The sequence below is a fragment of the Serratia sp. NA_112.1 genome, assembly GCF_052691715.1.
The window spans coordinates 222,178-249,063 of sequence record NZ_JBQZFO010000005.1; the positions used below are offsets into that span (position 1 = coordinate 222,178).

At 54.8% G+C, this 26,886-nt stretch carries 22 protein-coding genes and 1 pseudogene; 12 read left to right on the forward strand and 11 right to left on the reverse strand.

From position 1 onward, the window contains the following. Positions 1-61: 61 nt before the first annotated feature. Positions 62-1,210, forward strand: coding sequence for an MFS transporter (locus ACUTQ5_RS13270; protein WP_445651631.1), 1,149 nt, complete (start codon positions 62-64; stop codon positions 1,208-1,210). Here ACUTQ5_RS13270 and hrpA read toward each other — a convergent pair. Next, positions 1,188-5,075 (reverse strand): ATP-dependent RNA helicase HrpA, encoded by a 3,888-nt coding sequence (gene hrpA, locus ACUTQ5_RS13275; RefSeq protein WP_445651632.1) that lies wholly within the window; start codon positions 5,073-5,075, stop codon positions 1,188-1,190. The two genes, ACUTQ5_RS13270 and hrpA, sit on opposite strands and share 23 nt — an antisense overlap. 269 nt (positions 5,076-5,344) lie before the next feature. Between hrpA and ACUTQ5_RS13280 the strand changes: the two genes are divergently transcribed. Next, a complete protein-coding gene (locus ACUTQ5_RS13280; protein ID WP_445651633.1) occupies positions 5,345-5,950 on the forward strand; it encodes an FMN-dependent NADH-azoreductase in 606 nt (201 codons plus the stop codon). A gap of 124 nt (positions 5,951-6,074) precedes the next feature. On the opposite strand, the gene ACUTQ5_RS13285 is transcribed toward ACUTQ5_RS13280, so the two are convergent. The 3 genes from ACUTQ5_RS13285 to ACUTQ5_RS13295 are packed head-to-tail and all read right to left on the reverse strand — an operon-like array spanning position 6,075 to position 9,213. Continuing rightward, positions 6,075-6,398: a YdbL family protein gene (locus ACUTQ5_RS13285; RefSeq protein WP_445651634.1), complete on the reverse strand. Its 324-nt coding sequence runs from the start codon at positions 6,396-6,398 to the stop codon at positions 6,075-6,077. Between the two features lie 8 nt (positions 6,399-6,406). After that, complete coding sequence (locus ACUTQ5_RS13290; protein ID WP_012145326.1) at positions 6,407-6,604, reverse strand: YnbE family lipoprotein; 198 nt, start codon at positions 6,602-6,604, stop codon at positions 6,407-6,409. Further along, complete coding sequence (locus ACUTQ5_RS13295) at positions 6,601-9,213, reverse strand: YdbH family protein (RefSeq protein WP_445651635.1); 2,613 nt, start codon at positions 9,211-9,213, stop codon at positions 6,601-6,603. Before ACUTQ5_RS13295 ends, ACUTQ5_RS13290 begins: the two co-directional genes overlap by 4 nt. Before the next feature lie 548 nt (positions 9,214-9,761). Here ACUTQ5_RS13295 and ACUTQ5_RS13300 point away from each other — a divergent pair. Continuing rightward, on the forward strand, positions 9,762-10,754 hold the full coding sequence (locus ACUTQ5_RS13300; protein WP_445651636.1) for a 2-hydroxyacid dehydrogenase: 993 nt from the start codon (positions 9,762-9,764) through the stop codon (positions 10,752-10,754). Positions 10,755-10,775: 21 nt separating this feature from the next. Further along, positions 10,776-11,204, forward strand: coding sequence for a heat shock protein HslJ (hslJ, locus tag ACUTQ5_RS13305; RefSeq protein ID WP_445651637.1), 429 nt, complete (start codon positions 10,776-10,778; stop codon positions 11,202-11,204). Between the two features lie 43 nt (positions 11,205-11,247). On the opposite strand, the gene ACUTQ5_RS13310 is transcribed toward hslJ, so the two are convergent. After that, the gene (locus ACUTQ5_RS13310; RefSeq protein ID WP_445651638.1) at positions 11,248-11,508 is read right to left on the reverse strand and encodes a DUF333 domain-containing protein; all 261 of its coding nucleotides are present in this window, start codon (positions 11,506-11,508) and stop codon (positions 11,248-11,250) included. A 311-nt stretch (positions 11,509-11,819) separates the two neighbouring features. On the opposite strand from ACUTQ5_RS13310, the gene ACUTQ5_RS13315 reads away from it, so the two are divergent. After that, positions 11,820-12,035 (forward strand): hypothetical protein, encoded by a 216-nt coding sequence (locus ACUTQ5_RS13315; RefSeq protein ID WP_445651639.1) that lies wholly within the window; start codon positions 11,820-11,822, stop codon positions 12,033-12,035. Between the two features lie 84 nt (positions 12,036-12,119). Here ACUTQ5_RS13315 and ACUTQ5_RS13320 read toward each other — a convergent pair whose 3' ends face one another. Then, positions 12,120-12,452 (reverse strand): SMR family transporter, encoded by a 333-nt coding sequence (locus tag ACUTQ5_RS13320; protein WP_445651640.1) that lies wholly within the window; start codon positions 12,450-12,452, stop codon positions 12,120-12,122. A 251-nt stretch (positions 12,453-12,703) separates the two neighbouring features. Between ACUTQ5_RS13320 and nifJ the strand changes: the two genes are divergently transcribed. After that, positions 12,704-16,237, forward strand: a complete 3,534-nt coding sequence (gene nifJ, locus ACUTQ5_RS13325; RefSeq protein WP_445651641.1) for a pyruvate:ferredoxin (flavodoxin) oxidoreductase — start codon at positions 12,704-12,706, stop codon at positions 16,235-16,237. A 25-nt stretch (positions 16,238-16,262) separates the two neighbouring features. Here nifJ and ACUTQ5_RS13330 read toward each other — a convergent pair. Then, a pseudogene (locus ACUTQ5_RS13330) lies at positions 16,263-16,574 on the reverse strand (alginate lyase family protein); the annotation flags it as partial. A 306-nt stretch (positions 16,575-16,880) separates the two neighbouring features. On the opposite strand from ACUTQ5_RS13330, the gene umuD reads away from it, so the two are divergent. The 4 genes from umuD to ACUTQ5_RS13350 all read left to right on the forward strand — a co-directional run bounded on the left by umuD (position 16,881) and on the right by ACUTQ5_RS13350 (position 20,168). Continuing rightward, complete coding sequence (gene umuD, locus ACUTQ5_RS13335; protein ID WP_445651642.1) at positions 16,881-17,303, forward strand: translesion error-prone DNA polymerase V autoproteolytic subunit; 423 nt, start codon at positions 16,881-16,883, stop codon at positions 17,301-17,303. After that, positions 17,303-18,571: a translesion error-prone DNA polymerase V subunit UmuC gene (gene umuC, locus ACUTQ5_RS13340; RefSeq protein WP_445651643.1), complete on the forward strand. Its 1,269-nt coding sequence runs from the start codon at positions 17,303-17,305 to the stop codon at positions 18,569-18,571. Before umuD ends, umuC begins: the two co-directional genes overlap by 1 nt. A gap of 126 nt (positions 18,572-18,697) precedes the next feature. Continuing rightward, the gene (gene ttcA / locus ACUTQ5_RS13345; protein WP_012145335.1) at positions 18,698-19,630 is read left to right on the forward strand and encodes a tRNA 2-thiocytidine(32) synthetase TtcA; all 933 of its coding nucleotides are present in this window, start codon (positions 18,698-18,700) and stop codon (positions 19,628-19,630) included. Positions 19,631-19,769: 139 nt separating this feature from the next. Continuing rightward, positions 19,770-20,168, forward strand: a complete 399-nt coding sequence (locus ACUTQ5_RS13350) for a VOC family protein (protein WP_445651644.1) — start codon at positions 19,770-19,772, stop codon at positions 20,166-20,168. Between the two features lie 218 nt (positions 20,169-20,386). Here the strand turns inward: ACUTQ5_RS13350 and zntB are convergent, their stop codons facing one another. Next, entirely contained in the window at positions 20,387-21,370 is a 984-nt protein-coding gene (zntB, locus tag ACUTQ5_RS13355) for a zinc transporter ZntB (RefSeq protein WP_445651645.1), read from the reverse strand. 145 nt (positions 21,371-21,515) lie between these two features. On the opposite strand from zntB, the gene ACUTQ5_RS13360 reads away from it, so the two are divergent. Beyond that, on the forward strand, positions 21,516-22,592 hold the full coding sequence (locus ACUTQ5_RS13360) for a hypothetical protein (RefSeq protein WP_445651646.1): 1,077 nt from the start codon (positions 21,516-21,518) through the stop codon (positions 22,590-22,592). Positions 22,593-22,660: 68 nt separating this feature from the next. Here ACUTQ5_RS13360 and ACUTQ5_RS13365 read toward each other — a convergent pair whose 3' ends face one another. Then, entirely contained in the window at positions 22,661-24,295 is a 1,635-nt protein-coding gene (locus ACUTQ5_RS13365) for a peptide ABC transporter substrate-binding protein (protein WP_445651647.1), read from the reverse strand. A 160-nt stretch (positions 24,296-24,455) separates the two neighbouring features. Further along, positions 24,456-24,806, reverse strand: a complete 351-nt coding sequence (locus tag ACUTQ5_RS13370; protein ID WP_445651648.1) for a hypothetical protein — start codon at positions 24,804-24,806, stop codon at positions 24,456-24,458. 198 nt (positions 24,807-25,004) lie between these two features. Here ACUTQ5_RS13370 and mpaA point away from each other — a divergent pair, with 198 nt between their 5' ends. Next, complete coding sequence (gene mpaA / locus ACUTQ5_RS13375; protein WP_445651649.1) at positions 25,005-25,712, forward strand: murein tripeptide amidase MpaA; 708 nt, start codon at positions 25,005-25,007, stop codon at positions 25,710-25,712. Positions 25,713-25,717: 5 nt separating this feature from the next. Here the strand turns inward: mpaA and ycjG are convergent, their stop codons facing one another. Beyond that, the gene (gene ycjG / locus ACUTQ5_RS13380; RefSeq protein WP_445651650.1) at positions 25,718-26,689 is read right to left on the reverse strand and encodes an L-Ala-D/L-Glu epimerase; all 972 of its coding nucleotides are present in this window, start codon (positions 26,687-26,689) and stop codon (positions 25,718-25,720) included. Between the last annotated feature and the right edge of the window lie 197 nt (positions 26,690-26,886).

The following is a 26,886-nucleotide window of genomic DNA, read 5'->3' on the forward strand; positions in this document are numbered from 1 at the left end:
AATTGAACACTGAGTATTTCCCTATACTGGCGCGATTCTTCACCCGTAAAGGTTAATTCTCATGTCACGTTTACCCCTGCCGTTGATGGTGGCCACCATTATGGCGCCCCAGGTGCTCGAAACCCTCTACAGCCCGGCACTCACGGCGATACGTAGCGACTTCAACGTCAGTGCGGCTCAGGCCAGCCAAACTCTGTCAGTCTATTTCTTCGCTTTTGCCCTGGGTGTCGCATTCTGGGGGGTAATATGCGATCGCCTGGGCCGCAGGATAACCATGCTGGCGGGTCTGGCGGTCTATCTCATCGGGGCCGTGATGGCGCTGCTGAGTCAGCACTTCACGCTGTTGCTGATAGCTCGCGCGAGCATCGCGTTCGGCGCTGCGGTCGGCTCCATAGTGACGCAAACCATGCTGCGTGATGTCTATCAGGGACAGGCGCTGGGAAAAGTCTTTTCGATCCTCGGCATCGCCTTGTCGCTCAGCCCAGTGCTGGGCATGTTGACCGGTGGGGTGTTAGTCGCCTGGGGCGGCAGTATGGCGATATTTGCCGCCCAGTGGCTACTGGCGCTAGTTCTATTGATTTGGTGCTGGCGGGTCCTGCCGGAAACGCGGCCGGTAACCGTAGCAGTGGCTGCAACCGCCACAGGCAGCGGCTGGGATATTCTGTGCGATCGACAAATCTGGTATTCCGCGTTATTGGTCGCGGGCTTTAATATCATGGTCTTCAGCTACTTCAGCCTGGCACCGTTCATTTTCGAACAACTGGGGTTAAGTAGCCAGCAGTTTGGTTATTCCGGCATCGTATTAGCACTGGGTAGCTTACTTGGATCACTGTTGAACCGTTATCTGTTGACCAGAGGCGTCTGCGCCAAAACCCAGATTCTGTTGGGTAGCCTGCTGGCACTCGGTGCCGCGCTGGCGTTAAGTTACTGGCAGCACAGCCTGATGATGCTATTGCCCTGCATGCTGATCACTCTGGCTTTCGGATTGGCTATCCCCAACGTGTTGAGCCAGGCGCTGAACCGCTACCGGCAGCGCCTGGGCACCGCCGGGGCCGTCTTTGGCCTGCTTTACTATCTGTTGATTGGCGCGGGGCTGTCTCTGGCCGCCATTGGACAAAGTCTGACTGCAACGCTGTTACTGTGCAGCCTGCTGTGCCTGAGCTGTGCAGGCTGCCTGCGTGCGCCGCCTAACCCGAAAGCTGCTCGATAGTCTGCAGGATACGCTTGTCTGAGATCGGATAAGGTGTGCCCAGTTGCTGGGCGAACAGACTGACGCGCAGCTCCTCAATCATCCAGCGCACCTCTTTCACCTCGTCATCCTGCAGGCGTTTCGGCGGCAGCTTGTTCAGCCACTGCTGCCAGGCCTGCTGCACCTGCTCCACCCGTATCATTTGCGCGCGGTCACGGTGCGGATCGATGGCCAGCTTCTCCAGCCGACGTTCAATCGCCTGCAGATAACGTAAGGTATCCGGCAGGCGTTTCCAGCCGTTGTTGGTGACGAACCCACGATAAACCAGAGCGCCGAGCTGAGTTTTAATATCCGACAGCGCCAGCGCCAACGAGATATCAACCCGGCCTTTCAGGCGCTTGTTGATGTTAAACACCGCAGTCAGGATTTGTTCGACCTGTTTGGCCACGCCCACCACCGTTTCATTCAGTTCGCCGCGCACCAGTTCCTGCAGACGGGCAAAGTTTTCCTCCTGCCACACCGGCCCGCCGTGTTCTGCGATCAGTTTGTCGATGCCGCACGAGATACAATCGTCGATCAGATCCAGCACTCTGCCGTAAGGGTTAAAGTACAGCCCCAGTTTGGCCTTGTTCGGCAGCTTTTCATGCAGATATTTGATAGGCGAAGGAATATTCAACAGCAGCAGGCGACGCGTGCCCTGCCACATCGCCTGTCGCTGCTCTTGCTCGCTGTCGAACAGGCGGATCGCCACGCTGTCTTTTTCGTCCACCAGCGCCGGGTAAGCCTTCATCGAGTAGCCACCGCGCTTCTGCTCATAAAACTCTGGCAGTTTGCCAAAGCTCCAGATATGCAGATTGCTTTGTTCCAGCCCATCGTCCGCCACTGCCGACAGCGTTTCCTGCACCTTATCCTTCAGCTTGAGCTTCAATGCCGTCAGATCTTTGCCTTCACGCAGGGTTTTGTGTTTTTCCCCCACCACCCGGAATGTCATCTTGAGGTGATCGGGCACCTGATCCCATTGCCAGTCTTCACGTGACACCGTCACGCCGGTCATACGGCGCAGTTCGCGCTCCAGCGAATCCAACAGCGGCATTTCCAACGGCGTCGCCCGCCCCAGGAAAGCTTCGGCGTAGTTCGGCGCCGGTACAAAGTTGCGGCGTACCGGCTTCGGCAATGACTTGATCAGGGCAATGATCAGTTCCCGACGAATGCCCGGGATCTGCCATTCGAAGCCCTGTTGTTCAACCTGATTAAGAATAGGCAGCGGAATGTGTACCGTAACGCCATCGGCGTCAGTGCCCGGTTCAAACTGGTAAGTCAGGCGCAGTTTGAGGTTGCCCTGGTACCAGGTGTTTGGGTAGTCCAGCGCACTGACCTGATTGGCACCGTCTTTGATCAGCATTTCTTTTTCAAAACTGAGCAGGTCTGAATTTTGCTTACCGGCGTTTTTCCACCAGTTATCGAAATGGCGTCCGGACACCACATCGTTTGGAATGCGCTGATCGTAGAAAGCAAACAGGGTTTCGTCGTCCACCAAAATGTCACGGCGGCGCGATTTATGTTCCAGCTCTTCCACTTCGGCACGCAGTTTCAGGTTTGCGGCAAAGAACGCATGTCGCGTCTGCCAGTCACCTTCCACCAACGCATGGCGAATAAACAGCTCACGGCACAGCAGCGGATCAATGGTGCTGTAATTGACCGAGCGCGCGGCAACAATCGGCAGCCCGAACAGCGTCACTTTTTCGCTGGCCATCACCGCCCCCTGGGATTTAGACCAGTGAGGCTCGCTGTAGCTGTGCTTCACCAGATGCTGAGCCAGCGGTTCTATCCACTCCGGCTCGATACGTGCGGCAATGCGCCCCCACAGGCGGCTGGTTTCCACCAGTTCGGCCACCATGGTCCACTTCGGCGGCTTCTTGAACAGGCCGGACCCCGGGAAAATGGAGAAGCGCGCGTTGCGGGCACCAGTGAATTCCTGTTTGTCGGCATCTTTCTGGCCGATGTGCGACAGCAACCCGGTCAGCAGCGCGGTATGTACGCTGCGGTAATCAGAGGGTTCGCTGTTAACCGGCAGCCCCAGCTCTTTCACCACCTGGCGCAGTTGGGTGTAAATATCCTGCCATTCGCGCACCCGCAGGTAGTTCAGAAAATCATTGCGACACAGCCGACGGAACTGGCTGGAGGAATGCTCTTTTTGCTGCTCTTTCAGCCAGTCCCACAGGTTCACGTAGGCCAGGAAGTCCGAGTCTTTATCCGCGAAGCGACGGTGCTTTTCATCCGACGCCTGCTGTTTGTCCATTGGCCGTTCACGCGGATCCTGGATCGACAACGCCGCGGTGATAATCATCACCTCGCGCACGCTACCGCTCTTCTGCGCTTCCAGCACCATACGCGCCAGGCGTGGGTCGATCGGCAACTGTGCCAATTGACGGCCCTGCGAAGTAAGCTGGTAATGGCCATTTTCTGCCGTTTTAATCGCCCCCAGCTCTTCCAGCAGGCGTACGCCGTCCAGAATATTGCGCTTGTCCGGCGCCTCGACGAACGGGAAAGCGGCGATATCCCCCAGCCCCAGCGAGGTCATCTGCAAAATCACCGACGCCAGGTTGGTGCGCAGGATCTCCGGATCGGTAAACTCCGGTCGCGACAGGAAATCCTGTTCCGCATACAGACGAATACAAATACCGTCCGACACGCGGCCGCAGCGGCCCTTACGCTGATTGGCCGAGGCCTGAGACACCGGCTCAATCGGCAGGCGCTGGACCTTGGTACGGAAGCTGTAGCGGCTGATGCGCGCCGTCCCCGGATCAATCACATATTTGATGCCCGGGACGGTTAATGAGGTTTCCGCCACGTTGGTTGCCAGCACAATGCGCCGACCATGGTGCGACTGGAATACCCGGTTCTGTTCGCTGTTGGAAAGCCGGGCATACAGCGGCAAGACTTCGGTATGCGGCAGATTAAGACGGTTCAATGCATCGGCGGTATCACGGATTTCGCGCTCACCGCTCATAAAGATCAGGATATCCCCCGGCCCTTCGCGGCCAAGTTCATCCACCGCATCGAAAATCGCCTGCAGTTGATCGCGGTCGGTATCGTCAGCATCGTCCACCACCGGGCGATAACGAACTTCCACCGGATAAGTGCGGCCGGAAACTTCGATAATCGGCGCGTTGTTGAAGTGACGCGAAAACCGCTGCGGATCTATGGTTGCCGAGGTGATGATGACTTTCAGATCCGGGCGCTTGGGTAGCAGTTCGCGCAGGTAGCCGAGGATAAAGTCGATATTCAGGCTACGCTCATGCGCTTCATCGATGATCAGCGTATCGTACTGCATCAATAGCCGATCCTGCTGGATTTCCGCCAGCAGGATGCCGTCGGTCATCAGCTTGACCAGGGTATTTTCCCCAACCTGATCGTTAAAACGCACCTTATAACCGACGCTGCCGCCCAATGGAGTTTCCAGTTCGTCAGCAATGCGGTTGGCCACTGTGCGCGCAGCCAGACGCCGGGGTTGGGTGTGGCCGATCAGACCTTTGACCCCACGCCCCAATTCCAGGCAGATTTTCGGTAGCTGGGTGGTTTTCCCCGAACCGGTTTCACCGGCAACAATCACCACCTGATGGTCACGGATCGCCTGCAGAATATCCTGTTTTTTCTGACTGACCGGCAGGCTTTCAGGATAGGTTATTTTCGGGCAGGTTGCAGCGCGGGATTGCACCTTACGCAACGCCAGCGCCATGTCACTTTCGATTTCAACGGCAGCCGCCAATTGAGCATCGGAATTTTTGATTTTTCGTGCGCCCTGCAGCCGACGTTGCAGGCGCTGTTGATCACGGAGCATCAGCTCGCCCAGTTGGGCAGACAATGCCGCGAGCGGAGATTTCACGTTCGGTATTCCTTGTTTCATCGCTGCTGTATCAAGCATCAGCAACGGTTTGGTAATGAATTAGCCAGTTTTTAGCTTTGGACGCGAAGAATAGCACAAGCCGCTTTTTCCCCATAATCCCGCCGCTTAAGGCCGAAAATGTTATTCAATAAAATCGAACAAAAGTCTCGAAATATTGCGCTATCACTGCCGGTAAAATGTGAATACAGTGTACTGCATGCAAGGGACGCACCGTCCTGATGTCACTGTCTTAACCTAAGGAATTACCGATGAGCAAAGTATTGGTTCTTAAATCAAGCATCCTGGCGGGCTACTCTCAGTCTAACCAATTGGCCGATTTCTTCGTTGAGCAATGGGCAAACACTCATGGCAACGACACCATTACCGTGCGTGACCTGGCTGCCCAGCCAATTCCGGTACTGGACGGTGAGCTGGTTGGTGCACTGCGCCCTTCCGATACGCCGCTGACCCCACGTCAGACCGAAGCACTGGCCTTGTCCGATGAACTGATCGCTGAACTGCAGGCCAATGACACCATCGTTATGGCGGCACCGATGTACAACTTCAGCATCCCGACCCAGTTGAAAAACTATTTCGACCTGATTGCCCGCGCCGGCGTGACCTTCCGTTACACCGAAAACGGCCCTGAAGGCCTGGTGAAAGGCAAACGCGCCATCATCCTGACCAGCCGCGGCGGCATTCATAAAGGCACCCCGACTGACCTGGTAGAACCTTACCTGCGTCTATTCCTGGGCTTTATCGGTATCACCGACGTTGAATTCGTGTTCGCAGAAGGCATCGCTTACGGCCCGGACGTCGCGACCAAAGCGCAGACCGACGCCAAGACCTTACTGACTCATGTGGTTGCCGCCTGATATCACTCGCGGGGACGTAATGCCCCGCGAAGTCACCACCGTATGACTAAAGTCCTGTCACACCTGCACTACCCTCATAAAAATCCAATGCTGTATTTTATTGCGCGCCCAACGGCGCGTTTTTTTATTTCTTCAGCCACTGGCCGTTAATACCTCGCACGTATTCCCCAGCCGGGGCTCGCGTTACCAGCTTCTGCCCCGCCATACGTGCCACATCGTCGATGGCGATATGATTGCTGTCTGCCACTTGCTGGTATTTTTCGGTGCGCCCGGCATTAATGTTTTTCACCAGCGTCAAGGTTTCGGCATCCTGCTTCACCGGCGCGATATAACCGCTGAGCGTTTCCCCCACTCGGCCCTGCTGTTTGGCCTCATCAAGCGTCAGCGCCATCGCCATGCTGCTGAACATCCAGGCGACGGCCATCAAACCTAAATAACGTTTCTTCATGTTGGCTCCTAGAAAAGGCCGCTTTGGGTTTTCAGCAGATTATCGACGTCCTTATCCACCTTGATGTGGATCTCATGCTCGATCTTCACGTTCATGTTGATGGTGATCGGATCTTTAGGCGTTGCGACCTCGATGCGCGGCACGCAACCGCTCAGCAAAAACGTGCCCAGCACGGCGACCAGCAATGGCCCGCTGATGATTTTCATGGTTGTTCCCCAGGTTTTGAGAGGGCCTGTTCCAGCCACTCCTGTAAATTGTCGCCAAAGCGCAGACTGCGCCACAGCTGAAACACGTTTTCCTGATGGCTATAGTTCAGGATAACTTCTCGTTTGGCACTTTTTTGCGGATTAACCCCGTCAATGCGCGCCTTTAGCGTCAACTCACCGAGGTTGTCGAGATCAACCCTGGCTTTCGAGCGGTTAATCTCCATATAGCGCAGCCAGTCGATCGCCGCGCCGGTCGCCAGATTATTGCTGCCGATGGCATCGGCCATATCCTTGTCCAGCCGCAGCGTCAGCATGCCCGAGTTGGCGATCCAACCGTTGCGTACCAGCCATTTGGGATGATTTAGATACAACGGCAGTTCGCCATCCACCCGCCCGGACATGGCAAACTGTTTTGGTTTCAGCGCGGTAAACAAGGCACTGAGATCGACTTTATCCAGTTTCAACACGGCGGCGTCATGCTGTGGCATGCGCAGCGCCGACAGGCTGATATGGCCGTTTAATGCATCCATTCCAACGTTGCTCAGCGTCAGCGGTGCCTGTTCGCTGTAAGGGTAAGTCCCCTGCAAATCGGCGGTAATATTCTGCATTTCAAACAGGTTGCTAAACGATTTGATGCGTAACATCACCGGCTTTTTGGCCCCCAACTGCCAGAGATGATTTTTCAGTCGGTAGGACATCACAAAATCCAGGCCGCTCATCTCGCCGTCTTTCAGCCACATGCCGCCATTTTTCACCACCCAGTGACCACCGGCTTCAAAGCCCTGTTCCCGGGCAGCAGAGAAGGCCGACTGGGCATAAAATTCGCCGTCGCGCAGTTTGATATTCAGATCGGGTGAGATCAAGGGTTGGAACACTTTCAGCGACTGCTTCGGCCACCAGCCTTCCCCGCGCAAACGCTCACCGTCCCAGCGGCCCCACAGCGCTATCGGCCCAATCTGTTCCGCCTGCAGTTTACCCTGTAACTGGAAGCTGTCCGGCGCCTTGCCCTTGAGCTGCAGCGCTAGCACCGGCGCCGGCAGGTAACCCCCATTGGTGAAGCTAACCTTGCCGGAAACCAGTTGCAGTTCACCATTGAATGCCGGGGCCTGCTGGTCACGCTGCCAACGCAGCGGTTGGCTAAGGCTGAGGCGCGGTGCGTCTACCCTCACCATGCTGTACTTCAACTGATCAAAGCCGGTAGAGAGACGATCGAGCACCAAGGTACTGTCCTGCCAACTGCCGCTGCCGGCGACGTCCCAGGCAGCCTGTAGCGGCGGCAACTGGCCGTTACCCCAGTAGCGCCATTGCCAGTTACCGTGATCCGGCCAAAAATCCTGGGCCTTGCCGTCCAGATGCAGTTTAAAACGGCCCCAGTAACTGTCGCTGGCATTAATGATCGCCTGCAGGCGGCCAGTAATCCCCCCCGCGGTGACCTTCACGCCGGCCAGCGGCAACCGCGCCTCTTCCAGTTTCATTTCCGGTGTGGCATTGCCCCACAAACGCAGCAGTGACCCGGACTGCAACATCAGCGTCGGGTTAAGAATAGTGCCGCTGATGATACCTGGGATGGAAGCAGTCATGGAAAAATCGGTCATATTTGCCTGACCGGTCAGTTGGAAGCTTAAGTCGCTGTCGATCAGCCCGACCTTACCCGGCCCCAGCGTCAACACCGCGTTGCCTTTGCCGTTGTGGCCGTCGGTGATCACATTTAAACGGGCACTGATCTGGGCTTCATCAAAGCCTTTACTCCAGTCATGCAGCGCGATGCTCAATCCGCCGTTAAGCGGTTGCTGACTGTAGGGCCAGCGCCACTCGCCCTGCTTGATACTGACCTGCTGCGAATTGATTTCCCACGGCAAGGTGGCCAAAGGTTTCTCTGCCCCCTTTTCCGTCAGCGTCATCACCCCCTGCTGCTGTTGCCAGCGCATATCCACCAGCAAAGGTTTTTCCAGATAAGCGGTCTGCAGTTCACCCTGTAGTGCGCCTTGCGTCGGCATACTGTCCAAATCCAGCGGAATGCTAATCTTGCCGGTCAGATGCAGCGGCTGCGGGCTGTTTGGCGCCTTGAGCGTCAGGCTGTTCAGCGTCAGTTGCTGATGTTGATCCAGCAGCGCGTCAACGCTGATGTTGGGACCTTGATATTGCAGGCTCTGGCCTTCTGGCGTGGCGTGTATCTGCAGTTTACCGGCATAGAATTGCCACGGCAGCACCGAGAGATCCTTGATGGTGATATCCAGCAGCGGCAGTTGTTTTTGCAATTGGTCGAGCGCCAGTGGGGCACTGTTAGCCTCACCGGCACGCAATTTTGATAGGCAGGCCGTATCGACATGCAACTTTTCGCCGATCAGTTGCCAGCGGCCCTGCTGATAAGCCAATCGGGTTGGGCCGGCGCTGGCAAGCAGGCAGTCTTGCGCTAAAAAGCGGGCGCCATCCAGCTGCAAAGCACCTTGCCGCCACTGTAGTTTGCCCTGTAAAACCAACTGGCTGCCCTGCGGTAACCAGTGCGAGAGCACACGCGGCAGCCAGCGCGGCAGAGTTTGCCACAGCGCCACTAGCAGGAGCAGCACACTCACCACAATCCCTATGAATACTTTCAATCGCTTAGTCATTAAATGATTGCTTCATTCCTGAGTTAGGCGCCCTTTAGTCGGGCCAAAGGCCATTTAGGCTAAGTCTATGCCTGAATTGGCAATAATGATGGCATGAATTTGACATAGGGTGAAGCTGAGACCGAAGAAGATGCCTTGTACCGGGGCTTTTATAGCCATTGTTGCGGATGCTGTAAGTTTTAGTTACACATTCATCACATGAATATGACCTATTTCAGACTTTTGTTATTGTCGTTACATTTGATCATTAATAGTCTTGCAAGCATTCTAACAAAAGTCAGCTGCTAGCTAACTATACTAGAGAAGCCATTCCCCACCCCCCCGTGGGGATTTTTTTTGCTCTGGTCGAGAGCCTTGCCCCCCATTACCTTTCCAGTCCGCCCACCACGAATATCCGCCATGCTCCGGCATCGCCAGCTACCCTTAATTGATATCGCTTCGAGCGATAGTCGTTACCCCTTTTTAGCGTTACCGAAACCGGCTAACCAATTGTAGAATTTACTAAAATCTGTTAAATTGATCACAAAAATGACGCTGGAGAAACCACGATGAAATTGGCGATATACAGCACTAAACAGTATGACCGTAAATATCTCGAGCTGGTGAATCAGCAGTTTGGCTACGAACTGGAATTTTTCGACTTCCTGCTCAGTAAAAGAACCGCCAAAAACGCCGCCGGTTGCAAAGCCATCTGTATCTTCGTTAATGACGACGGCAGCCGTGAAGTCCTTGAAGAACTGGCGGCGCTGGGGGTTGAAATCCTGGCTCTGCGCTGTGCCGGTTTCAATAACGTGGATCTGGACGCCGCCAAAGAATTGGGCATCAAAGTGGTACGCGTACCGGCCTATTCACCGGAAGCGGTCGCTGAACACGCCGTGGGTATGATGATGTGCCTGAATCGTCGTATTCACCGCGCCTATCAGCGTACCCGCGATGCCAACTTTTCGCTCGAGGGGTTAATCGGCTTCAATATGCATAACCGCACCGCCGGGGTAATTGGCACCGGTAAAATTGGCATCGCCACCATGCGGATCCTGAAAGGGTTTGGCATGAAGCTATTGGCTTATGATCCCTACCCAAGCGAGCAAGCACTGGAGATGGGTGCCGAATATGTCGATCTGAAAACGCTGTACGCCCAGTCCGACGTGATCACCCTGCACTGCCCGTTGACGCCGGAAAACCACCATCTGCTGGACAGTGATGCATTCACCCTGATGAAAAATGGCGTGATGATTATCAACACCAGCCGTGGTGCCCTGATTGACTCCTCGGCGGCGATTGATGCCTTGAAACAGCAGAAAATCGGCGCACTGGGTATGGATGTGTATGAAAATGAACGCGACCTGTTCTTTGAAGACAAATCCAATGACGTGATCCAGGACGATATCTTCCGCCGCCTGTCAGCCTGCCACAACGTGCTGTTTACCGGCCATCAGGCTTTCCTGACCGAAGAGGCGCTGACCAGCATCTCGGAAACCACGTTGAAAAACCTTCACCAGTTGGAACAGGGTGAGAACTGCCCTAATCAGCTCAATACCTGATATTTTTAACAAGGAAAGCCGATGAAAAAGTCCATCTCAGTGGCGTTAACGGCGCTGATGTTAGCGGGGTGTGGAATGAGCCAGAACGGTAAAACGGTGACAGAAAGCGATCTGTTGCATCACAATTTTGCGTTGCAGAGCGTCGATGGCGTGGCGGTGAAATCACGCCCCGGTAACGGGCCCAACCTTGAGTTCGGTGAGAAAATGCACGTTTCCGGCGCCATGTGTAACCACTTCTTTGGTGGTGGCCAGTTGCAGGACGGCGTGTTGACGGTGCCAGGGCTGGCTTCGACCCGCATGCTCTGCTCAGATCCGCAGCTCAACCAGTGGGATCGGCTGATTGGCGACGTGCTGGGCAAAGGGGCAAAAGTCACCCTTAGCGCTCAACAATTAACACTGAGCGGCAGCGGCCACGTCCTGGTCTATACCCAGCGAGACTGGGTGCAGTAACCCCCGATACACCAGGCCCTGGTGGCCTGGTGTGCTTTCCTGCTTAACCGGCGGTTGAACAGGCCCCCTGACCCAGAGTCCATTCTTCGCATTGCTTGCCATTCGGCATTTGGCACATTCTTACCGCCTCGCCGTTTAAATTGTGCGTCACGGTAGTGATACCGCCCACGCTGGCGCAGTTCGCGCTGGTCTGTAAGGTATTGATTCTGGCACTGTTGCCCTGCTGTACTGGCTCTTCATTTTTGCTGCTGCATGCGGCCAAAAGCAATACGGCACCGGCCAGCAACCATTTTGATGTTGTCATTATTCCACTCCTGAACCCGGACTACGCTGTGTAAAATCGCCATTGCCGATATACCCGTCGTCTTTCAAGCCGCAGCGTTGTTACCTGCACTCACTCACCCCAGTTGCTTACTCAAGTAAGCACCTGGGGATGAGCAAGCTGGTCGCCTAGCGGTGCTGTACAGGGATGTACAAATGCCGCGAGCGCATGGACGCGCTAGAGCGGCCAACTCGAAATCCAAAGGGTATAACTCGCGTCACTTTATACGGACACGTTTTGTTATCTTTGATGCAAACCTATTTAATCTAGCCTGATATATAAATAATGAAAATATGTTCCTGCAATTATTTGGCGTTTATTTGCACGCTGTTATCATTCTTATGGTCACCGGGGCTTTCACGCGGTTCAAGGAGCAGCCACCGAGCGCTCTGGGCGACAAGAGCGATGACAGGTTTGAAGGAGGGGTTTGGGAGCAATGGACGGACTGGGAATTGTCAGACAATAGTAAAAAAATAGCGTTGATTTTGTTACTGGATGAATATACCTGATTCATTATTTTCAGTTATTATCACTGAGGTTTTCAGCCAGCGTCACTGAATGTCACGCTGACTATTTTTACCTTAAAATAACAATTAGTGCGCCGCTGTTTTCGACAGTAAATTAATCACCAATACGCCGGCAATAATTAACCCCATCCCGAAAACTGCCGGTAGATCCAGTTTTTGCTGATAAACAAATACTGCCGCAATGGACACCAGCACAATGCCCATCCCTGACCAAATAGCGTAGACAATGCCCAGAGGCATAGTTTTAACCACCAGCGACAGTCCCCAAAAAGCGACCGCGTAACCGACCACTACCACCAGCGACGGCCACAGGCGGGTAAAGCCCTCAGAGGCTTTCAACATGGTGGTGGCGACCACTTCCGCCACAATCGCCATGGTTAAATACATAAATCCGCTCATCGTTTTTTTCTTCCGTAAGTTCACCTGTTCGACAGTATGACGCGCTGGAAATAAATTGTCGTTAAACAACCATGACAATTCGTCTTCGCGGCGTGATTTTAATGCGGGAAATATCAATTTACAGTAACTTTGGTCGATTTTTCCACCGCCACACAAATGCGATAAAGGGCCAATATATCCCTCTGCTAGACTTTGTTAATTACTGCAAGAAATGACTTTTGCGGTTTTTTGAGCAATGAAAGGTAAAGTCGATGATTACTACAGATGGTAATAACGCAGTCGCTTCCGTCGCCTATCGCGCCAGCGAAGTGATTGCCATCTACCCGATTACCCCCAGTTCGACCATGGCGGAACAGGCCGATGCCTGGTCCGGCGATGGCCGTCAGAATATCTGGGGCGACGTACCGCGGGTGGTGGAAATGCAGTCGGAAGGCGGTGCCATCGCCACGGTGCACGGTGCATTGCAAACCGGCGCACTGTCGACCTCATTTACCTCGTCGCAGGGCCTGCTGTTGATGATCCCGACGCTGTACAAACTGGCCGGCGAACTGACGCCGTTTGTCCTGCACGTCGCCGCACGTACCATCGCCACGCACGCGCTGTCGATTTTCGGCGACCATTCCGACGTGATGGCAGTCCGCCAGACCGGCTGCGCCATGCTGTGCGCCAGTAACGTGCAGGAAGCGCAGGACTTTGCGTTGATTTCTCAAACGGCAAGCCTCAACAGTCGCCTGCCGTTTATTCACTTTTTTGATGGTTTCCGCACCTCGCATGAAATCAACAAAATCGTCCCGCTGAGTGATGATGCCCTGCGCCAGATGCTACCGCAGGAGGCAATTGATGCGCACCGCAGCCGCGCGTTGTCGCCAGACCATCCCGTGGTGCGCGGTACCTCCGCCAACCCGGATACCTACTTCCAATCGCGTGAAGCCACCAATCCCTGGTACGACGGTGCCGGCCAGCACGTGATTGATGCGATGGACAAGTTTGCCCAGATCACCGGCCGGGCATATCAGCCTTTTGAATATTATGGCCATCCGCAAGCCGAACGCGTAGTGATCCTTATGGGGTCCGCTATCGGGACCTGCGAAGAAGCGATCGACGCCCTGCTGACTCGCGGCGAAAAAGTCGGTGTGCTGAAAGTACGGCTGTTCCGGCCATTTTCCGCGCAACACCTGCTCAGCGTACTGCCGGAAAGCGCAACCAAAATCGCCGTATTGGATCGCACCAAGGAGCCAGGCGCGCTGGCGGAACCGCTGTATCTGGACGTGATGACCGCGCTGGCCGAAGCCTTCAGCCGGGGTGAACGCGCCAGCATGCCAAAGGTGATCGGTGGCCGTTATGGGTTGTCCTCAAAAGAATTTGGGCCAGACTGCGCGTTGGCGGTATTTAAAGAACTGACGCTGGACAAACCGCGTCCGCGTTTTACCGTCGGTATTTTTGACGATGTGACCGGCCTTTCCCTGCCCCTCAGTGAAGAGACCCTCCCACAGCGTGCCTCACTGGAGGCGTTATTCTACGGTTTGGGCAGCGACGGGTCGGTTTCCGCCACCAAAAACAACATCAAAATCATCGGCAACAGCACGCCGCTGTACGCACAGGGCTATTTTGTCTACGACTCGAAAAAGGCCGGTGGCCTGACGGTGTCGCATCTGCGCGTCAGTGAGCAGCCGATTAACTCGGCCTATCTGGTCAGTCGCGCTGACTTTGTCGGCTGTCACCAATTGCAGTTTATCGATACCTACCAGATGGCGGAGCGCCTGAAACCCGGCGGCATTTTCCTGCTCAATACCCCGTACGGTGCTGAAGAGGCCTGGTCGCGACTGCCGCAGGAAGTGCAGGCGGTGCTGCAACAGCGCCAGGCACGATTTTACATCATCAACGCCGCCAAACTGGCGCGTGAATGCCGACTTGGCGCGCGCATCAATACCGTGATGCAGATGGCGTTTTTCCACCTGACCCAGATCCTGCCGGGCGATGTGGCCCTGCAGCAATTGCGAGACGCCATTGCCCGCAGCTACAGCAGCAAGGGGCAGGATATTGTTGAACGCAACTGGCAGGCACTGGCCGCTACGCTCGATGCACTGATTGAGATCCCACTGCAGCCGATAGACGACAGCAGCCCAATGCGACCGCCGGTGGTGTCCGACGCCGCGCCTGACTTTGTCAAAACCGTCACCGCTACGATGCTGGCCGGATTGGGCGATGCATTGCCAGTGTCCGCCTTCCCGCCGGACGGCACCTGGCCAGTGGGCACCACTCAGTGGGAAAAACGCAATATCGCCGAAGCGGTCCCCATCTGGCAGCCGGATCTGTGCACCCAGTGCAACCACTGCGTTGCCGCTTGTCCGCATTCCGCCATTCGCGCCAAAGTGGTTCAGCCGGATGCGATGGAACATGCCCCTGCCTCGCTGCAATCGCTGGATGTAAAAGCGCGAGATATGCGCGGTCAGAAATATGTGCTGCAGGTGGCGCCGGAAGACTGTACCGGTTGCAACCTGTGCGTTGAGGTGTGTCCGGCGAAAGACCGCCAGGATCCGGACATCAAGGCCATCAACATGGCGCCACGGCTGGAGCATCTGGCAGTGGAAAAAGAGCACTACGACTTCTTCCTGCAACTGCCGGAGATCGACCCGGCACAGCTCGAGCGGATCGATATTCGTACCTCACAGTTGATTTCACCGTTGTTCGAATACTCCGGCGCCTGTTCCGGCTGCGGCGAAACGCCGTATATCAAACTGTTGACCCAGCTTTATGGCGACCGGCTGCTGATTGCCAATGCCACGGGTTGCTCATCCATTTACGGCGGCAACCTGCCCACCACACCTTACACCACCAATGCCGAAGGGCGCGGCCCGGCCTGGGCCAACTCGCTGTTTGAGGACAACGCCGAATTCGGTCTGGGCTTCCGCCTGACTGTCGACCAACACCGCAGCCGCGTATTACGCCTGTTGAACACGCTGGCACCGCAGTTGCCGACACCATTGGTTAATGCCCTGAAAATGGAAGATATTGCACCGGAACCGCGCCGCCTGCAGATCGCTGAACTGCGCGGCCTGTTGGAAAAAATCGAAGGCAGCGATGCACGCCAACTGGCAACCGACGCCGATTATCTGGTGGATAAGTCCATCTGGCTGATTGGCGGCGATGGCTGGGCTTACGACATTGGGTTTGGTGGGTTGGATCACGTCCTCAGTCTGACCGAGAACGTCAACGTACTGGTGCTGGATACTCAATGTTACTCCAACACCGGTGGCCAACAGTCGAAAGCTACCCCGCTGGGCGCTGTCACCAAGTTCGGTGAACACGGCAAGCGCAAGGCGCGTAAGGATCTGGGCGTCAGCATGATGATGTACGGCCATGTGTACGTGGCGCAAATCTCGCTGGGTGCCCAGCTCAATCAGACGGTGAAAGCGATTCAGGAAGCCGAGGCCTATCCGGGTCCATCACTGATTATCGCCTACAGCCCCTGCGAAGAGCACGGTTACGATCTGGCGCTCAGTCACGACCAGATGAAGCAGTTGACCGCCACCGGTTTCTGGCCGCTGTACCGCTTCGATCCACGCCGCACCGATGAGGGCAAACCTGCGCTGGCGCTGGACTCCCGGCCGCCAAACAGCAACCTGACCGAAACGCTGCTGAAAGAACAGCGCTTCCGCCGCCTGAACTCACAGCAGCCGGAGATGGCCAGCGCGCTGTATCAGGCCGCAGAGAAAGAGCTGAAAGAGAAGTACGACTTCCTCAGCCTGCTGGCCGGCAAAGGGGAAAAATCCTCCGCCGAGTAAGTCATCGGGGCGCGACTGGTTCGCGCCCCGGGATGCCCTGAGCGTCGTTGAGGTTAGGATTCATCTGCGTTGATGGGTTAATAAACCAGGTACGGATCAATTCCATCGCCCGATCGCTATAGCGCCGTTGACCGGAGAAATATCCCGCCAGTGCCAGCCTCTGAACCCACTGGGTGAACTCCGCCAAACGCACATCGTCACTTTGCTCATTCTTACTGGCCGGATTCACCTGTCCATCGCGGCGGACCCAGGGCAGCCCGTTGGCTTTGCTCGCATCCGGCCACCAATAAGCCCCCAAGCTCAGATAGTCATGCTTGCCTCCGCTCGGCGGCCAGCGACGTCAGGCAAAACAACAGGCCAGCCTGCAGGCAGATGCGGATCATCAAACGGGTTCCCCATTATCATCAGAGGTGATTGAGATTATCCTGCCCGGTTTTGTGTTTCCCGGCTGATAAAAAACGTTTCCGAGCGTAAAAACACCGCTACATTCGGCTCTGCAAACCACACCCTAAAAATTTTCCGAGAGGATCATCTTGCCCAACAAGGGGATAGCTGTGGATCATCTCGCCCCTGACTTTCTTTATGGTTGTAATGGCTAAAACTCGATTATACTGTATATAAAAACAGTAAAGAGAAATGCGCCATGAAACACTTTTTCCCCACGCCAACCCCAGAGAAACAGTTCATTCCGCTTTACGCCGATAACGTCCCGGCGGGCTTTCCCAGCCCCGCACAAGACTACATACACGCGCGGATCGACCTCAATGAGTACTGCATTAGCCACCCTTCGGCAACTTACTTCCTGATCGCCTCAGGTGAAAGCATGATCGAAGCCGGGATCACCGATGGATCCATGCTGGTGGTCGATCGAAGCATTGGTGCCTGTCACGGCGATATCGTGATTGCCAGCATCGCAGGCGAGTTCACGGTTAAGCGACTGTGTCTTCGTCCTGTCAAACAGCTTGAGCCGATGAACCCGACATTCAGGCCGATACCACTCTCGGATGATGGTGCAGAATTGGACATCGTCGGCGTGGTGGTTTCAACCATCACCAGGCTGAAATAATGTACGCCCTGGCCGATGTAAACAACTTCTATGCAAGTTGTGAAACGCTGTGGCGTCCGGACCTGCGTGGTCGGCCGATAGTTGTGCTGTCGAACAACGACGGCTGCGTGGTGGCACAGAGCAAAGAGGCGAAGGCCCTGGGCCTGAAAACAGGCGCGCCCTATTTCAAGATAAAACACAGCTTTGAGCGTGCCGGGGGTATCGCATTCAGCAGCAACTACGAGCTGTACGCCGATATGTCGATGCGAGTGATGGCCGTGCTCGAAGAAATGGCGCCCCGGACCGAAATTTACTCTATCGACGAAAGCTTCCTTGAGCTTGCCGGGGTACAAAACTGTGTCGATTTGGCCACGTTTGGGCACCAGGTTCGCGCCCGCGTTTTACAATGCACTGGCCTCACCGTCGGCGTCGGTATTGCCCAGACCAAGACGCTGGCAAAGCTGGCGAACTACGCGGCGAAAAAATGGAGTCAGACCCAAGGCGTGGTTGACCTTTCCAACCAGGAGCGGCAGCGAAAATTAATGGAGAGAGTACCGGCGGCAGAAGTCTGGGGTATCGGACGCCGCATAACCAAAGAGCTGCAAAATATGGGGATCGAAAGCGCCCTGCAGCTGGCGGACGCAAGTACCACGATGATCCGCAAGCATTTCAGCGTGGTGATTGAGCGCACAGTGCGTGAACTGCGTGGTGAACCCTGCTTGTCACTCGAGGAGTTTGCCCCAACCAAACAGCAGATCATTTGCAGCAGATCATTTGGCGAACGCGTCACTGAATACCAGGATATGCATCAGGCGATCTGTATGCACGCATCCCGAGCGGCAGAGAAACTGCGTGCAGAACATCAGTATTGTCGGAATATCAATGCATGGGTTAAAACCAGCCCCTTTTCGGTCAACGAAAAATATTACGGCAACACCGCGAGCATCAGGCTCAGTACCCCAACGCAGGATACGCGCGACATCATCGCCGCCGCGACTCGATGTCTTGACAAGATTTGGCAACCCGGTCACCGCTATCTAAAAGCCGGCATTATGCTGCAGGACTTTTACTCGCAAGGCGTTGCTCAGCCAGACCTGTTCGATGAGTATCAGCCACGCCCCAACAGCGAACGCTTGATGGCCGCGTTGGATAAAATCAATCAGTCCAGGCATGCCGGGGTCTGGTTTGCCGGGCAAGGAAACCAACAGACATGGTCAATGAAACGTGAGTTTCTCTCTCCTGCTTACACCACGCGGGTGGCAGATTTGCCGCGTGCCCGCGTGTACTGAGGTAAACAAACCGCCTTTGCTCTCCGGGCGAATGGATGAAATACCCAAGCAGTCCATAGAATGCTAAACTCGCTGCCTAAAACTTTATGCCCATAGTGCCCCCAATTGAGAACGAGCACGATTTAAATGTCAGAACAACAAACAGTTAGTCAAAAAGAGCAATACAATCTGAACAAATTGCAAAAGCGCCTGCGTCGTAACGTGGGCCAGGCGATCGCCGATTTCAACATGATTGAGGAAGGCGACCGCATCATGGTTTGCCTGTCCGGCGGCAAAGACAGCTACACCATGCTGGAGATTTTGCGCAACCTGCAGCAAAGCGCCCCGGTCAATTTCTCGCTGGTTGCGGTCAACCTCGATCAGAAACAGCCCGGTTTCCCCGAGCATATTCTGCCGGCCTATCTGGAAAGCCTGGGGGTGGAATACCAGATTGTTGAGGAAAACACCTACAGCATCGTCAAGGACAAGATCCCTGAGGGTAAAACCACCTGCTCACTGTGTTCACGCCTGCGCCGCGGTATCCTTTACCGCACCGCTACCGAGCTGGGGGCTACCAAAATTGCCCTTGGTCACCACCGTGATGACATTCTGCAGACGCTGTTCCTCAACATGTTCTACGGCGGCAAGCTGAAAGGCATGCCACCCAAGCTGATGAGCGACGATGGCAAACACGTGGTTATTCGCCCGCTGGCTTATTGCCGTGAAAAAGACATTGAGCGTTTCTCGGTTGCCAAAGGCTTCCCGATTATTCCGTGCAACCTGTGCGGCTCGCAGCCTAACCTGCAACGTCAGGTCATTGGCGACATGCTGCGCGACTGGGATAAACGTTACCCGGGCCGTCTGGAAACCATGTTCAGCGCGATGCAAAACGTAGTGCCTTCGCACCTGAGCGACTACAACCTTTTTGATTTCAAAGGAATTCACCACGGCAGCGAAGTGGTGGACGGTGGCGATCTGGCCTTTGACCGTGAAGATATTCCGATGCAGCCGATCGGCTGGCAACCGGAGGATGCAGATGACGCCGCCCCGGTACGTTTGGACGTACTCGAAATCAAGTAACTCGTTATTCCGCCCACACGTGGTGGGCGGAAATTTCCCTTCATCAGTTTTTGATCCCGCTCGCAATTTCAGCAGAATTCATCGGACAGTGCCGTTTTTATCCTGTACTGTGTTTTTATACAGTCACTGGAGATTACCGATGAACATCACCCCTTGCTTGTCTCACGTTTCGCTCGGCAGCAATCATTTTGACGCCGCAGCCGACTTCTACGATCGCACTCTTGCCGCATTAGGTTGCCGACGGGTGTTGGAACACCCTGGTGCCATTGGCTATGGACGTGACTATCCGGAGTTCTGGTTACAGGCGCCAATCGACGGTAAACCGGCCACTACCGGCAATGGTGTGCACGTGGGTTTTTTCGCCACCAGCAAACAGCAGGTCGATGATTTTTACCGTCAGGCGCTGCAGGCCGGTGCGACAGATGAAGGCGCCCCCGGTTCACGACCACACTATGGCGAAGCCTATTATGGCTGCTTTGTTCGGGATCTGGACGGACATAAGATCGAGGCCAGTTTCTGGGATGAGAGTGCAGTCTGATGGGGCAAATTACAGACAAAAAAATGCCGGTGATTAAACCGGCATCGTATGAATCAATATGCTATACAGTAATTCTAAATATAAGAAAGTAAGACAATTATGGAGCACAACGCCCATCGCTTGACGTTGCATTCACCTGCGAGATAGATCATGCCCCATTTCCCCCCGGCAAAAGTTGATATCGCTCAATGTTAACCGGGTTATCAACGTTTTTTTGGCTACAGCCAGCGGCGTCTCTTCAGCCACCAGCCCAGACCAAACACCAATCCGGTCAGCGTCAGGCAAAACGTAGCAAAACCAAAAGGATTACCGCCGCCGGGAATACCGCCCAGGTTGACGCCGAACAACCCGGTCAAAAAGGTCGTCGGCAAAAACACCATCGCCAATAATGACATGGTGTAGGTGCGGCGGTTCATGGCATCGGCCATTACGGTGGTGATTTCGTCAGAAAGGATCGCGGTACGGGCAATGCTGCCATCCAAATCATCCAGGCCGCGCCCTAACCGATCGGCAATATCCTGCATGCGACGACGGTCGTCATCATTCATCCAGGGCAGACGATCGCTAGCCAGCCGGGAGAATACATCTCGCTGCGGTGCCATATAGCGGCGCAGTACGATCAGCTGTTTGCGGATCAGCGCCAGTTGCCCGCGTTCAGGAACCTGCTGCTCCAACAGCGAATCTTCCAGATCGATGATCTTGTCATGCAGATCCTCGATAAACTCGCTGGCGTGATCGGTCAACGCATCCGAAATTTCCACCAGCCAGTTACCGCTGTTGGTCGGCCCGCTGCCGCTTTGCAGATCGTTCACCACCTGGTCGATGGAATAAACCTTGCGATGGCGGGTGGAAACGATCAGTTTATCCGTCATGTAGACACGAATTGTCACCAGCTGATCCGGCCGCGAATTGGCGTTAAAGTTAATGCTGCGCAGTGTAATCATGGTGCCATCGCCCACCTTACTGACGCGTGGCCGTGAACTCTCTCCGGACAGCGCCTCTCTGACCGCATCCGGCAGCAGCGGTGTGGTGGCCAGCCATTCAGCGCTTGCAGGGTGCGCATAATCGAGATGCAGCCAGCAAGGCTCATTGCAGGTGGCTTTATCATCGTAATCAATCGATGTTACACCGCCCTTGCCATCGAGCTGGTAGGCATACACTGCGTCAGGAACCTGTAACTCGCGCCCCTCAATGACTTCCATTCCTCATACCCTCTGCTTTTCAGTTATTCCAGAGTCTAGCGTTAAAGCCAAACGGATCAAAGATGAAGCCGTGCGAATGCTGCACCAGGAAGAGTCTTATGCGCTAATATGGATAAATAACGCACAACGCGCGGCCGGACATCCAATGAAATCCACTTCGACATTTTTGTTAGCCTCGGTTTTGGCGTTTGCTCCCGCGTTGTTTCATCCGATGTTTGCCGCAGATAATTCACTCAACACTATCGCTGATGCATACCGGGTCAAATTAGCTGACTCAGCGGGTGAGCTGCCTTACTTCGTGGCGAAATCTCATGGCCCCACACCATACAGCGCGTTAATCGTACTGCACGGGCACCCCAGAGATGTAGGCAAAACGCTGCTCGCTGCCTTAACGGCGGCCCAGCGCACAGCCAAAGCCGATCACCGGCTGCTGGTCGCCCCGCTGTTTCCGGTTAGCAATGCGCAGGCCGCACACTGTCATTCCCCCGGAGTGCCCCCCGCACAGCCAGGTGACGCACTTTGGAGTTGCAGTTCCTGGCTCGAAGGGGGTCTGGACAACCAGGGAAATACCAGCTCATTTACTGCATTGGATAGTCTGCTTGCCGAGCTGAAAACAAAATGGCCAACAGTGCAGTCGGTTACTATCGCCGGCTTTTCCGCCGGAGCACAGTTTGTGCAGCACTATATCGGGTTCGCCCATCCGCCGTCCGGCGTGAAGCTGCGTTACGTTATCGCCGCCCCCGGCAGTTGGCTCTATTTCGATAGCCGACGACCGCAGCCGGTAAAGAATGGTCACCCTGCCGACTGGCGCGACTGTAACCAACAAGGCGACTGTAGCTTTGATTGGGTTAAGATCAGGAACGATACCTGCCCGAACGTCGATCGTTGGAAATACGGCATTGAAGCGGTTCCGGTCTTTCTCGGGCAAAATCGTGCAAGGGTGCGCCAGCGCTATGCAACGGCGGATATCACCTATCTTGAAGGCGAGAAAGATACCGGCAGCACGCCCGGTACCTTTTACAAAATACTCGATAAATCTTGCGCAGCTCAGGCGCAAGGCCCCTACCGACTGCAGCGCGCTATCGCCTATGCCGCTTACGACCGTCGCTTTATTGCGCCGCACGCCAAACGTGATTTACTGATAGTTTCCGACTGTGCCCACGACGTCACCTGCGTATTTTCTTCGGCGACTGGCCGCAGCGCATTGTTTGATGCCCCATAATCCTGCCACCTAAGTTAAAAACCCCGCTAATGCGGGGTTTTATGGCAACACATGGGACTAGCGCAAAATCAATGCTTCAAAATATACATCGTCTGGCTGTAAGCCACGTCTTCCGGATTGGTGATCGGGTAGCCTTTCACCCAGGGTTTGATCAGTCGGCCGTTGGTGTACTGATAAATTGGCGCGATCGGTGCCTGCTCGGCGATGATCTGCTCAAGTTTGTTGTAGTCTGTGGTCAAGGCTGCCGGACTGGTTTCGCGGCTGGCCTGCGCTAGCAGTTTGTCGTAATCCGCACTCTTGAATTTGGCGATATTACCGCTATGAGTAGAGCTTAACAGCGACAGGAAGGTCGAGGCTTCATTGTAATCGCCGACCCAGGAAGCACGCACTACGTCGAAATTGCCGGTGTTACGGCTATCGATATAGGTTTTCCATTCCTGGTTTTGCAGCTTAACGTCAATACCGAGCGTTTTCTTCCACATGGAAGCCACGGCAATCGCAATTTTCTGATGGCTTTCCGAAGTGTTGTATAGCAGCGTCAGCTTCAGCGGATGGTTCGGGCCATAGCCGGCCGCCTGCATCAACGCCTTGGCCTGGGCATCCAGCTCCGTCTGTGATTGCTGCTGTAACAGGCTCACTTCCGGCTTAAACCCGGCGGTGACATCCGGAGTGAAGTGGTAAGCCGGTTTTTCACCGGTCCCCAACACTTTTTCGGCGATAATTTTGCGATCGATAGCGTAAGACAATGCCTTGCGCACCCGCACATCGTTAGTCGGCGCGCGTTGGGTATTAAAAGCATAATAATAGGTGCCGAGCTGATCCGGGGTATAGACCTGGTCCGGAATATCTTTCAGCAGCTTTTGGTACATGTTTTTCGGGAAGGACTCGGTGATGTCAATATCGCCGGCCAGATAACGCTTGGTGGCGTTGGATTCCTGGTTGATCGGTACAAAGGTCACTTTGGTCAATACCGTGTGCGCATGATCCCAATAGTAATCGTTTGGCGTCAGTACCAGCTTCTCGTTAACGACCCGCTCCTGCAGTTTAAACGCGCCGTTACCGACCAAATTACCAACCTTGGTCCAGTCGTTGCCAAATTTCTCTACCACTGCCTTGTTGACTGGGAACAGGCTGAAGTTAGCCGTCAGGCTGACAAAATACGGCACCGGTTTGTTCAATTGCACTTTGAAGGTGTAATCATCCAGCGCAGTGACGCCCAGCTTATCGGCGGGCAGCTTGCCGGTAATGATCTCATCGGCGTTTTGGATGCCGGCCAACTGGGCAAACCAGGCAAAAGGTGACAAGTTCTTCGGCTCAACCAGCCGCTGCCAACTGTAAACGAAGTCTTTCGCCGTGACAGGGTCACCGTTAGACCAGCGCGCATCTTTACGCAGGGTGAAAATATAGGTTTGGTTATCGGTGGTTTGCCAGCGGGTGGCGACGCCGGGGATCACCTTGCCGTTGGCATCCTGGTTCACCAGCCCTTCAAACAGATCGCGCGCCAATTGCGCTTCCGGCAGACCAACCGCTTTGATCGGATCGAGTGAGGCCGGCTCATCTTTGATATGGCGAACTATTTCCTGTTTCTCCGCCAGCGTAGTACCTGGGGGAACCTGAGCCGCCATTGCACTGCTCAATCCTGCGCCAATCGCCACGGCACACAGCGCCAAACGAAAACCCTGTTGAATTTTTTTTCTCGTCATTCTGATTCATCCCCCGTTAACCATCTGAATTTTTTATCTTATAGCACAAGATTAGTCTCACCTAGAGTTCCCGGCGGACAAGATGTAAAAACTGGGGGCCAGGCAATAAAAATGCCCGTACGACGATGTCGATACGGGCATTTTCTGTTAGTCGGCTTTATTAGTCGTAAAGGTGAATGCTATTGATGCGGTAGCTAAATTCTTCACCCTCTTCTTCATCAAAAATGGTGAAGAAGCCTTTCTCGGTCAATGGCTTGGCATGAATATCGGTTTTCTGCATCTGGCGCGACTCGGCATCGTCAAAACCATAGTCGAGATAGAAGCTGTTTTTCTGGTAATCGACGTGCAAGGTAAACGGATAGTTGGACTCATCGCCACGCCCGTCGTCATTCTTCACCACGCCAAACCATTCACCCTGACGGATCTGGTTTTCCTCGTCCACGCCGCACAGCAGCGTGATGGTATCCTTATCATTTTCGCTATAGCTGGCAACTATTCTGGCTACTGGCATGTTAAATCCCCTGTTTGGTTAGCTTTGCCGATAGTATAACAACAGCGAAATAGATGGCGGGGTTTTATTGTTACCTGCGCTAACGCACAGTTCATATATCAAGCAATAGCGAACAATTGCTCTGGGAAAGTTAAGTGAAAGCGTAATACACTGAATAAAATGATAATCACTCTCGACCTTTAAATCAGGGACTACATCATGATCCAGCATCGACCGCGCAGTGAACGTGGCCAATTGGCCGTTGCAGGAGAGAATTACGGCAGTTCGCTGTTAGGTGCACCGCTGCTCTATTTCCCGGCGGCCGTTAACGGCCCGGAAACCGGGCTGATTATTGCCGGCACCCACGGTGATGAGAGCGCCGCTATCGTTACCCTATCCTGCGCACTGCGCAGCATTGCACCCAACCAGTTGCGTCACCATGTGGTACTGGCAGTCAATCCCGACGGTTGCCAGCTCGGGCTGCGCGCCAACGCTAACGGGGTCGATTTGAACCGTAACTTCCCGGCAGCCAACTGGCGATCCGGGGATACGGTTTATCGTTGGAACAGTGCGGCGCAAGCGCGGGATGTAAAACTCTCCACCGGTGGCCGCCCAGGCTCCGAACCGGAAACCCAGGGATTGTGTCATCTGATCCATCGGTTGAAACCACACTGGGTGGTGTCGTTCCACGAGCCGTTGGCCTGTATTGAAGACCCGGCCAGTTCCCAGCTCGGCGTCTGGCTTTCGCATAAGTTTGCCCTGCCGCTGGTCACCAGCGTCGGTTACGAAACGCCGGGATCTTTCGGCAGTTGGTGCGCCGATTTGTCACTGCCTTGCATTACCGCAGAGTTCCCGCCGATCTCGGCCGATGCCGCCAGCGAAAAATACCTTAACGCGATGGTAGAATTGCTGACTTACCCAGGCTAAATCGGCTATGGGGCGAGATTAATCGCCCCACATTCAAAATTCAACCCCGGTTCAACGTCATTAGCCAGCCAGGTCGGGCCGTCCAAATCGACGAATCGCGCGCCCGGTGCCAGCGGCAATGCGGCGTTTATCGCCCGCGAAGTGCATAACATGCAACCAAGCATAATAGCGAACCCTTGCTGCCGCGCTTCCTGCGCTAGCGCCAGTCCTTCGGTCAGGCCGCCGGTTTTATCCAGCTTGATATTGACCATCTGATAACGACCGGCCAGCTTGGGTAAATCACTACGGGTGTGGCAGCTTTCATCGGCGCAAATGGGCAACGGGTGAATAAAGTTCTCCAGTGCGCTGTCATCCGTCGCCGGCAGCGGTTGCTCCAGCATCGCCACACCCAGATCTGCCAACAGTTGGCAGCGCGCCGCCAGCCCTTCCGCCTGCCAGGACTCGTTGGCATCAACAATCAACGTGGCATCCGGCACCGCCGCACGGATCGCCACCAGCCGTTCGCTGATCAGATGATTGTCCAGTTTGATTTTCAGCACGCGTGCCCCTTGCTGATCAAGTTCACGCGCGGCAAAGGCCATGGCTTCTGGCGAACCTATGCTGACGGTTTGCGCCATCAGAATGCGTTCCGGCTCGGCAACAGCGCTGCGTTGCCAGCGGCTCTGACCGCTCAGTTGACACTCCAAATCCCATAAGGCGGAATCCACCGCATTACGTGCCGCGCCGGCCGGTATTAGCTGCTGCAGTTGCTGGCGCGTCACGCCCTGCTCGACAGCCGTAGCCACTTCGGCCAGAAGCTCCATCACCGAAGTCTCACTTTCACCATAACGCGGATAAGGTGTGCATTCACCAATACCCCGCACGCCCTGCTGCTCAATTTCGACCACCACTACTTTGGCTTCAGTGCGGCTGCCACGGGCAATAACAAAGGCGGTATGCAACGGCCAGGCTTCTGGGTAAAAACGCATGCTTCTCATAATGGCTCCTGAACGGAAATTGCGCATAAAATCGGGCAAACGCGTGGTTTTTTTTTGGACACATTCTAATATATACAACTATTTAGCAAACTTTATCTATCCAACCCACAATTGTTGACATAAACTGATGCCAGGGTGTGAACCTAATGTTAAAAGTGGCCATAAAGCCCTTTTATTAGGTTCATGCCCTTTGTATA

What these genes read in the sequence shown, in the direction of transcription:
- ACUTQ5_RS13270 (WP_445651631.1), top strand. Translation starts at nt 62, where the DNA reads ATGTCACGTTTACCCCTGCCGTTGATGGTGGCCACCATTATGGCGCCC.
- ACUTQ5_RS13280 (WP_445651633.1), top strand. Translation starts at nt 5,345, where the DNA reads ATGAGCAAAGTATTGGTTCTTAAATCAAGCATCCTGGCGGGCTACTCT.
- ACUTQ5_RS13285 (WP_445651634.1), bottom strand. Translation starts at nt 6,398, where the DNA reads ATGAAGAAACGTTATTTAGGTTTGATGGCCGTCGCCTGGATGTTCAGC.
- ACUTQ5_RS13290 (WP_012145326.1), bottom strand. Translation starts at nt 6,604, where the DNA reads ATGAAAATCATCAGCGGGCCATTGCTGGTCGCCGTGCTGGGCACGTTT.
- ACUTQ5_RS13295 (WP_445651635.1), bottom strand. Translation starts at nt 9,213, where the DNA reads ATGACTAAGCGATTGAAAGTATTCATAGGGATTGTGGTGAGTGTGCTG.
- ACUTQ5_RS13300 (WP_445651636.1), top strand. Translation starts at nt 9,762, where the DNA reads ATGAAATTGGCGATATACAGCACTAAACAGTATGACCGTAAATATCTC.
- hslJ (WP_445651637.1), top strand. Translation starts at nt 10,776, where the DNA reads ATGAAAAAGTCCATCTCAGTGGCGTTAACGGCGCTGATGTTAGCGGGG.
- ACUTQ5_RS13310 (WP_445651638.1), bottom strand. Translation starts at nt 11,508, where the DNA reads ATGACAACATCAAAATGGTTGCTGGCCGGTGCCGTATTGCTTTTGGCC.
- ACUTQ5_RS13315 (WP_445651639.1), top strand. Translation starts at nt 11,820, where the DNA reads ATGTTCCTGCAATTATTTGGCGTTTATTTGCACGCTGTTATCATTCTT.
- ACUTQ5_RS13320 (WP_445651640.1), bottom strand. Translation starts at nt 12,452, where the DNA reads ATGAGCGGATTTATGTATTTAACCATGGCGATTGTGGCGGAAGTGGTC.
- nifJ (WP_445651641.1), top strand. Translation starts at nt 12,704, where the DNA reads ATGATTACTACAGATGGTAATAACGCAGTCGCTTCCGTCGCCTATCGC.
- umuD (WP_445651642.1), top strand. Translation starts at nt 16,881, where the DNA reads ATGAAACACTTTTTCCCCACGCCAACCCCAGAGAAACAGTTCATTCCG.
- umuC (WP_445651643.1), top strand. Translation starts at nt 17,303, where the DNA reads ATGTACGCCCTGGCCGATGTAAACAACTTCTATGCAAGTTGTGAAACG.
- ttcA (WP_012145335.1), top strand. Translation starts at nt 18,698, where the DNA reads ATGTCAGAACAACAAACAGTTAGTCAAAAAGAGCAATACAATCTGAAC.
- ACUTQ5_RS13350 (WP_445651644.1), top strand. Translation starts at nt 19,770, where the DNA reads ATGAACATCACCCCTTGCTTGTCTCACGTTTCGCTCGGCAGCAATCAT.
- zntB (WP_445651645.1), bottom strand. Translation starts at nt 21,370, where the DNA reads ATGGAAGTCATTGAGGGGCGCGAGTTACAGGTTCCTGACGCAGTGTAT.
- ACUTQ5_RS13360 (WP_445651646.1), top strand. Translation starts at nt 21,516, where the DNA reads ATGAAATCCACTTCGACATTTTTGTTAGCCTCGGTTTTGGCGTTTGCT.
- ACUTQ5_RS13365 (WP_445651647.1), bottom strand. Translation starts at nt 24,295, where the DNA reads ATGACGAGAAAAAAAATTCAACAGGGTTTTCGTTTGGCGCTGTGTGCC.
- ACUTQ5_RS13370 (WP_445651648.1), bottom strand. Translation starts at nt 24,806, where the DNA reads ATGCCAGTAGCCAGAATAGTTGCCAGCTATAGCGAAAATGATAAGGAT.
- mpaA (WP_445651649.1), top strand. Translation starts at nt 25,005, where the DNA reads ATGATCCAGCATCGACCGCGCAGTGAACGTGGCCAATTGGCCGTTGCA.
- ycjG (WP_445651650.1), bottom strand. Translation starts at nt 26,689, where the DNA reads ATGAGAAGCATGCGTTTTTACCCAGAAGCCTGGCCGTTGCATACCGCC.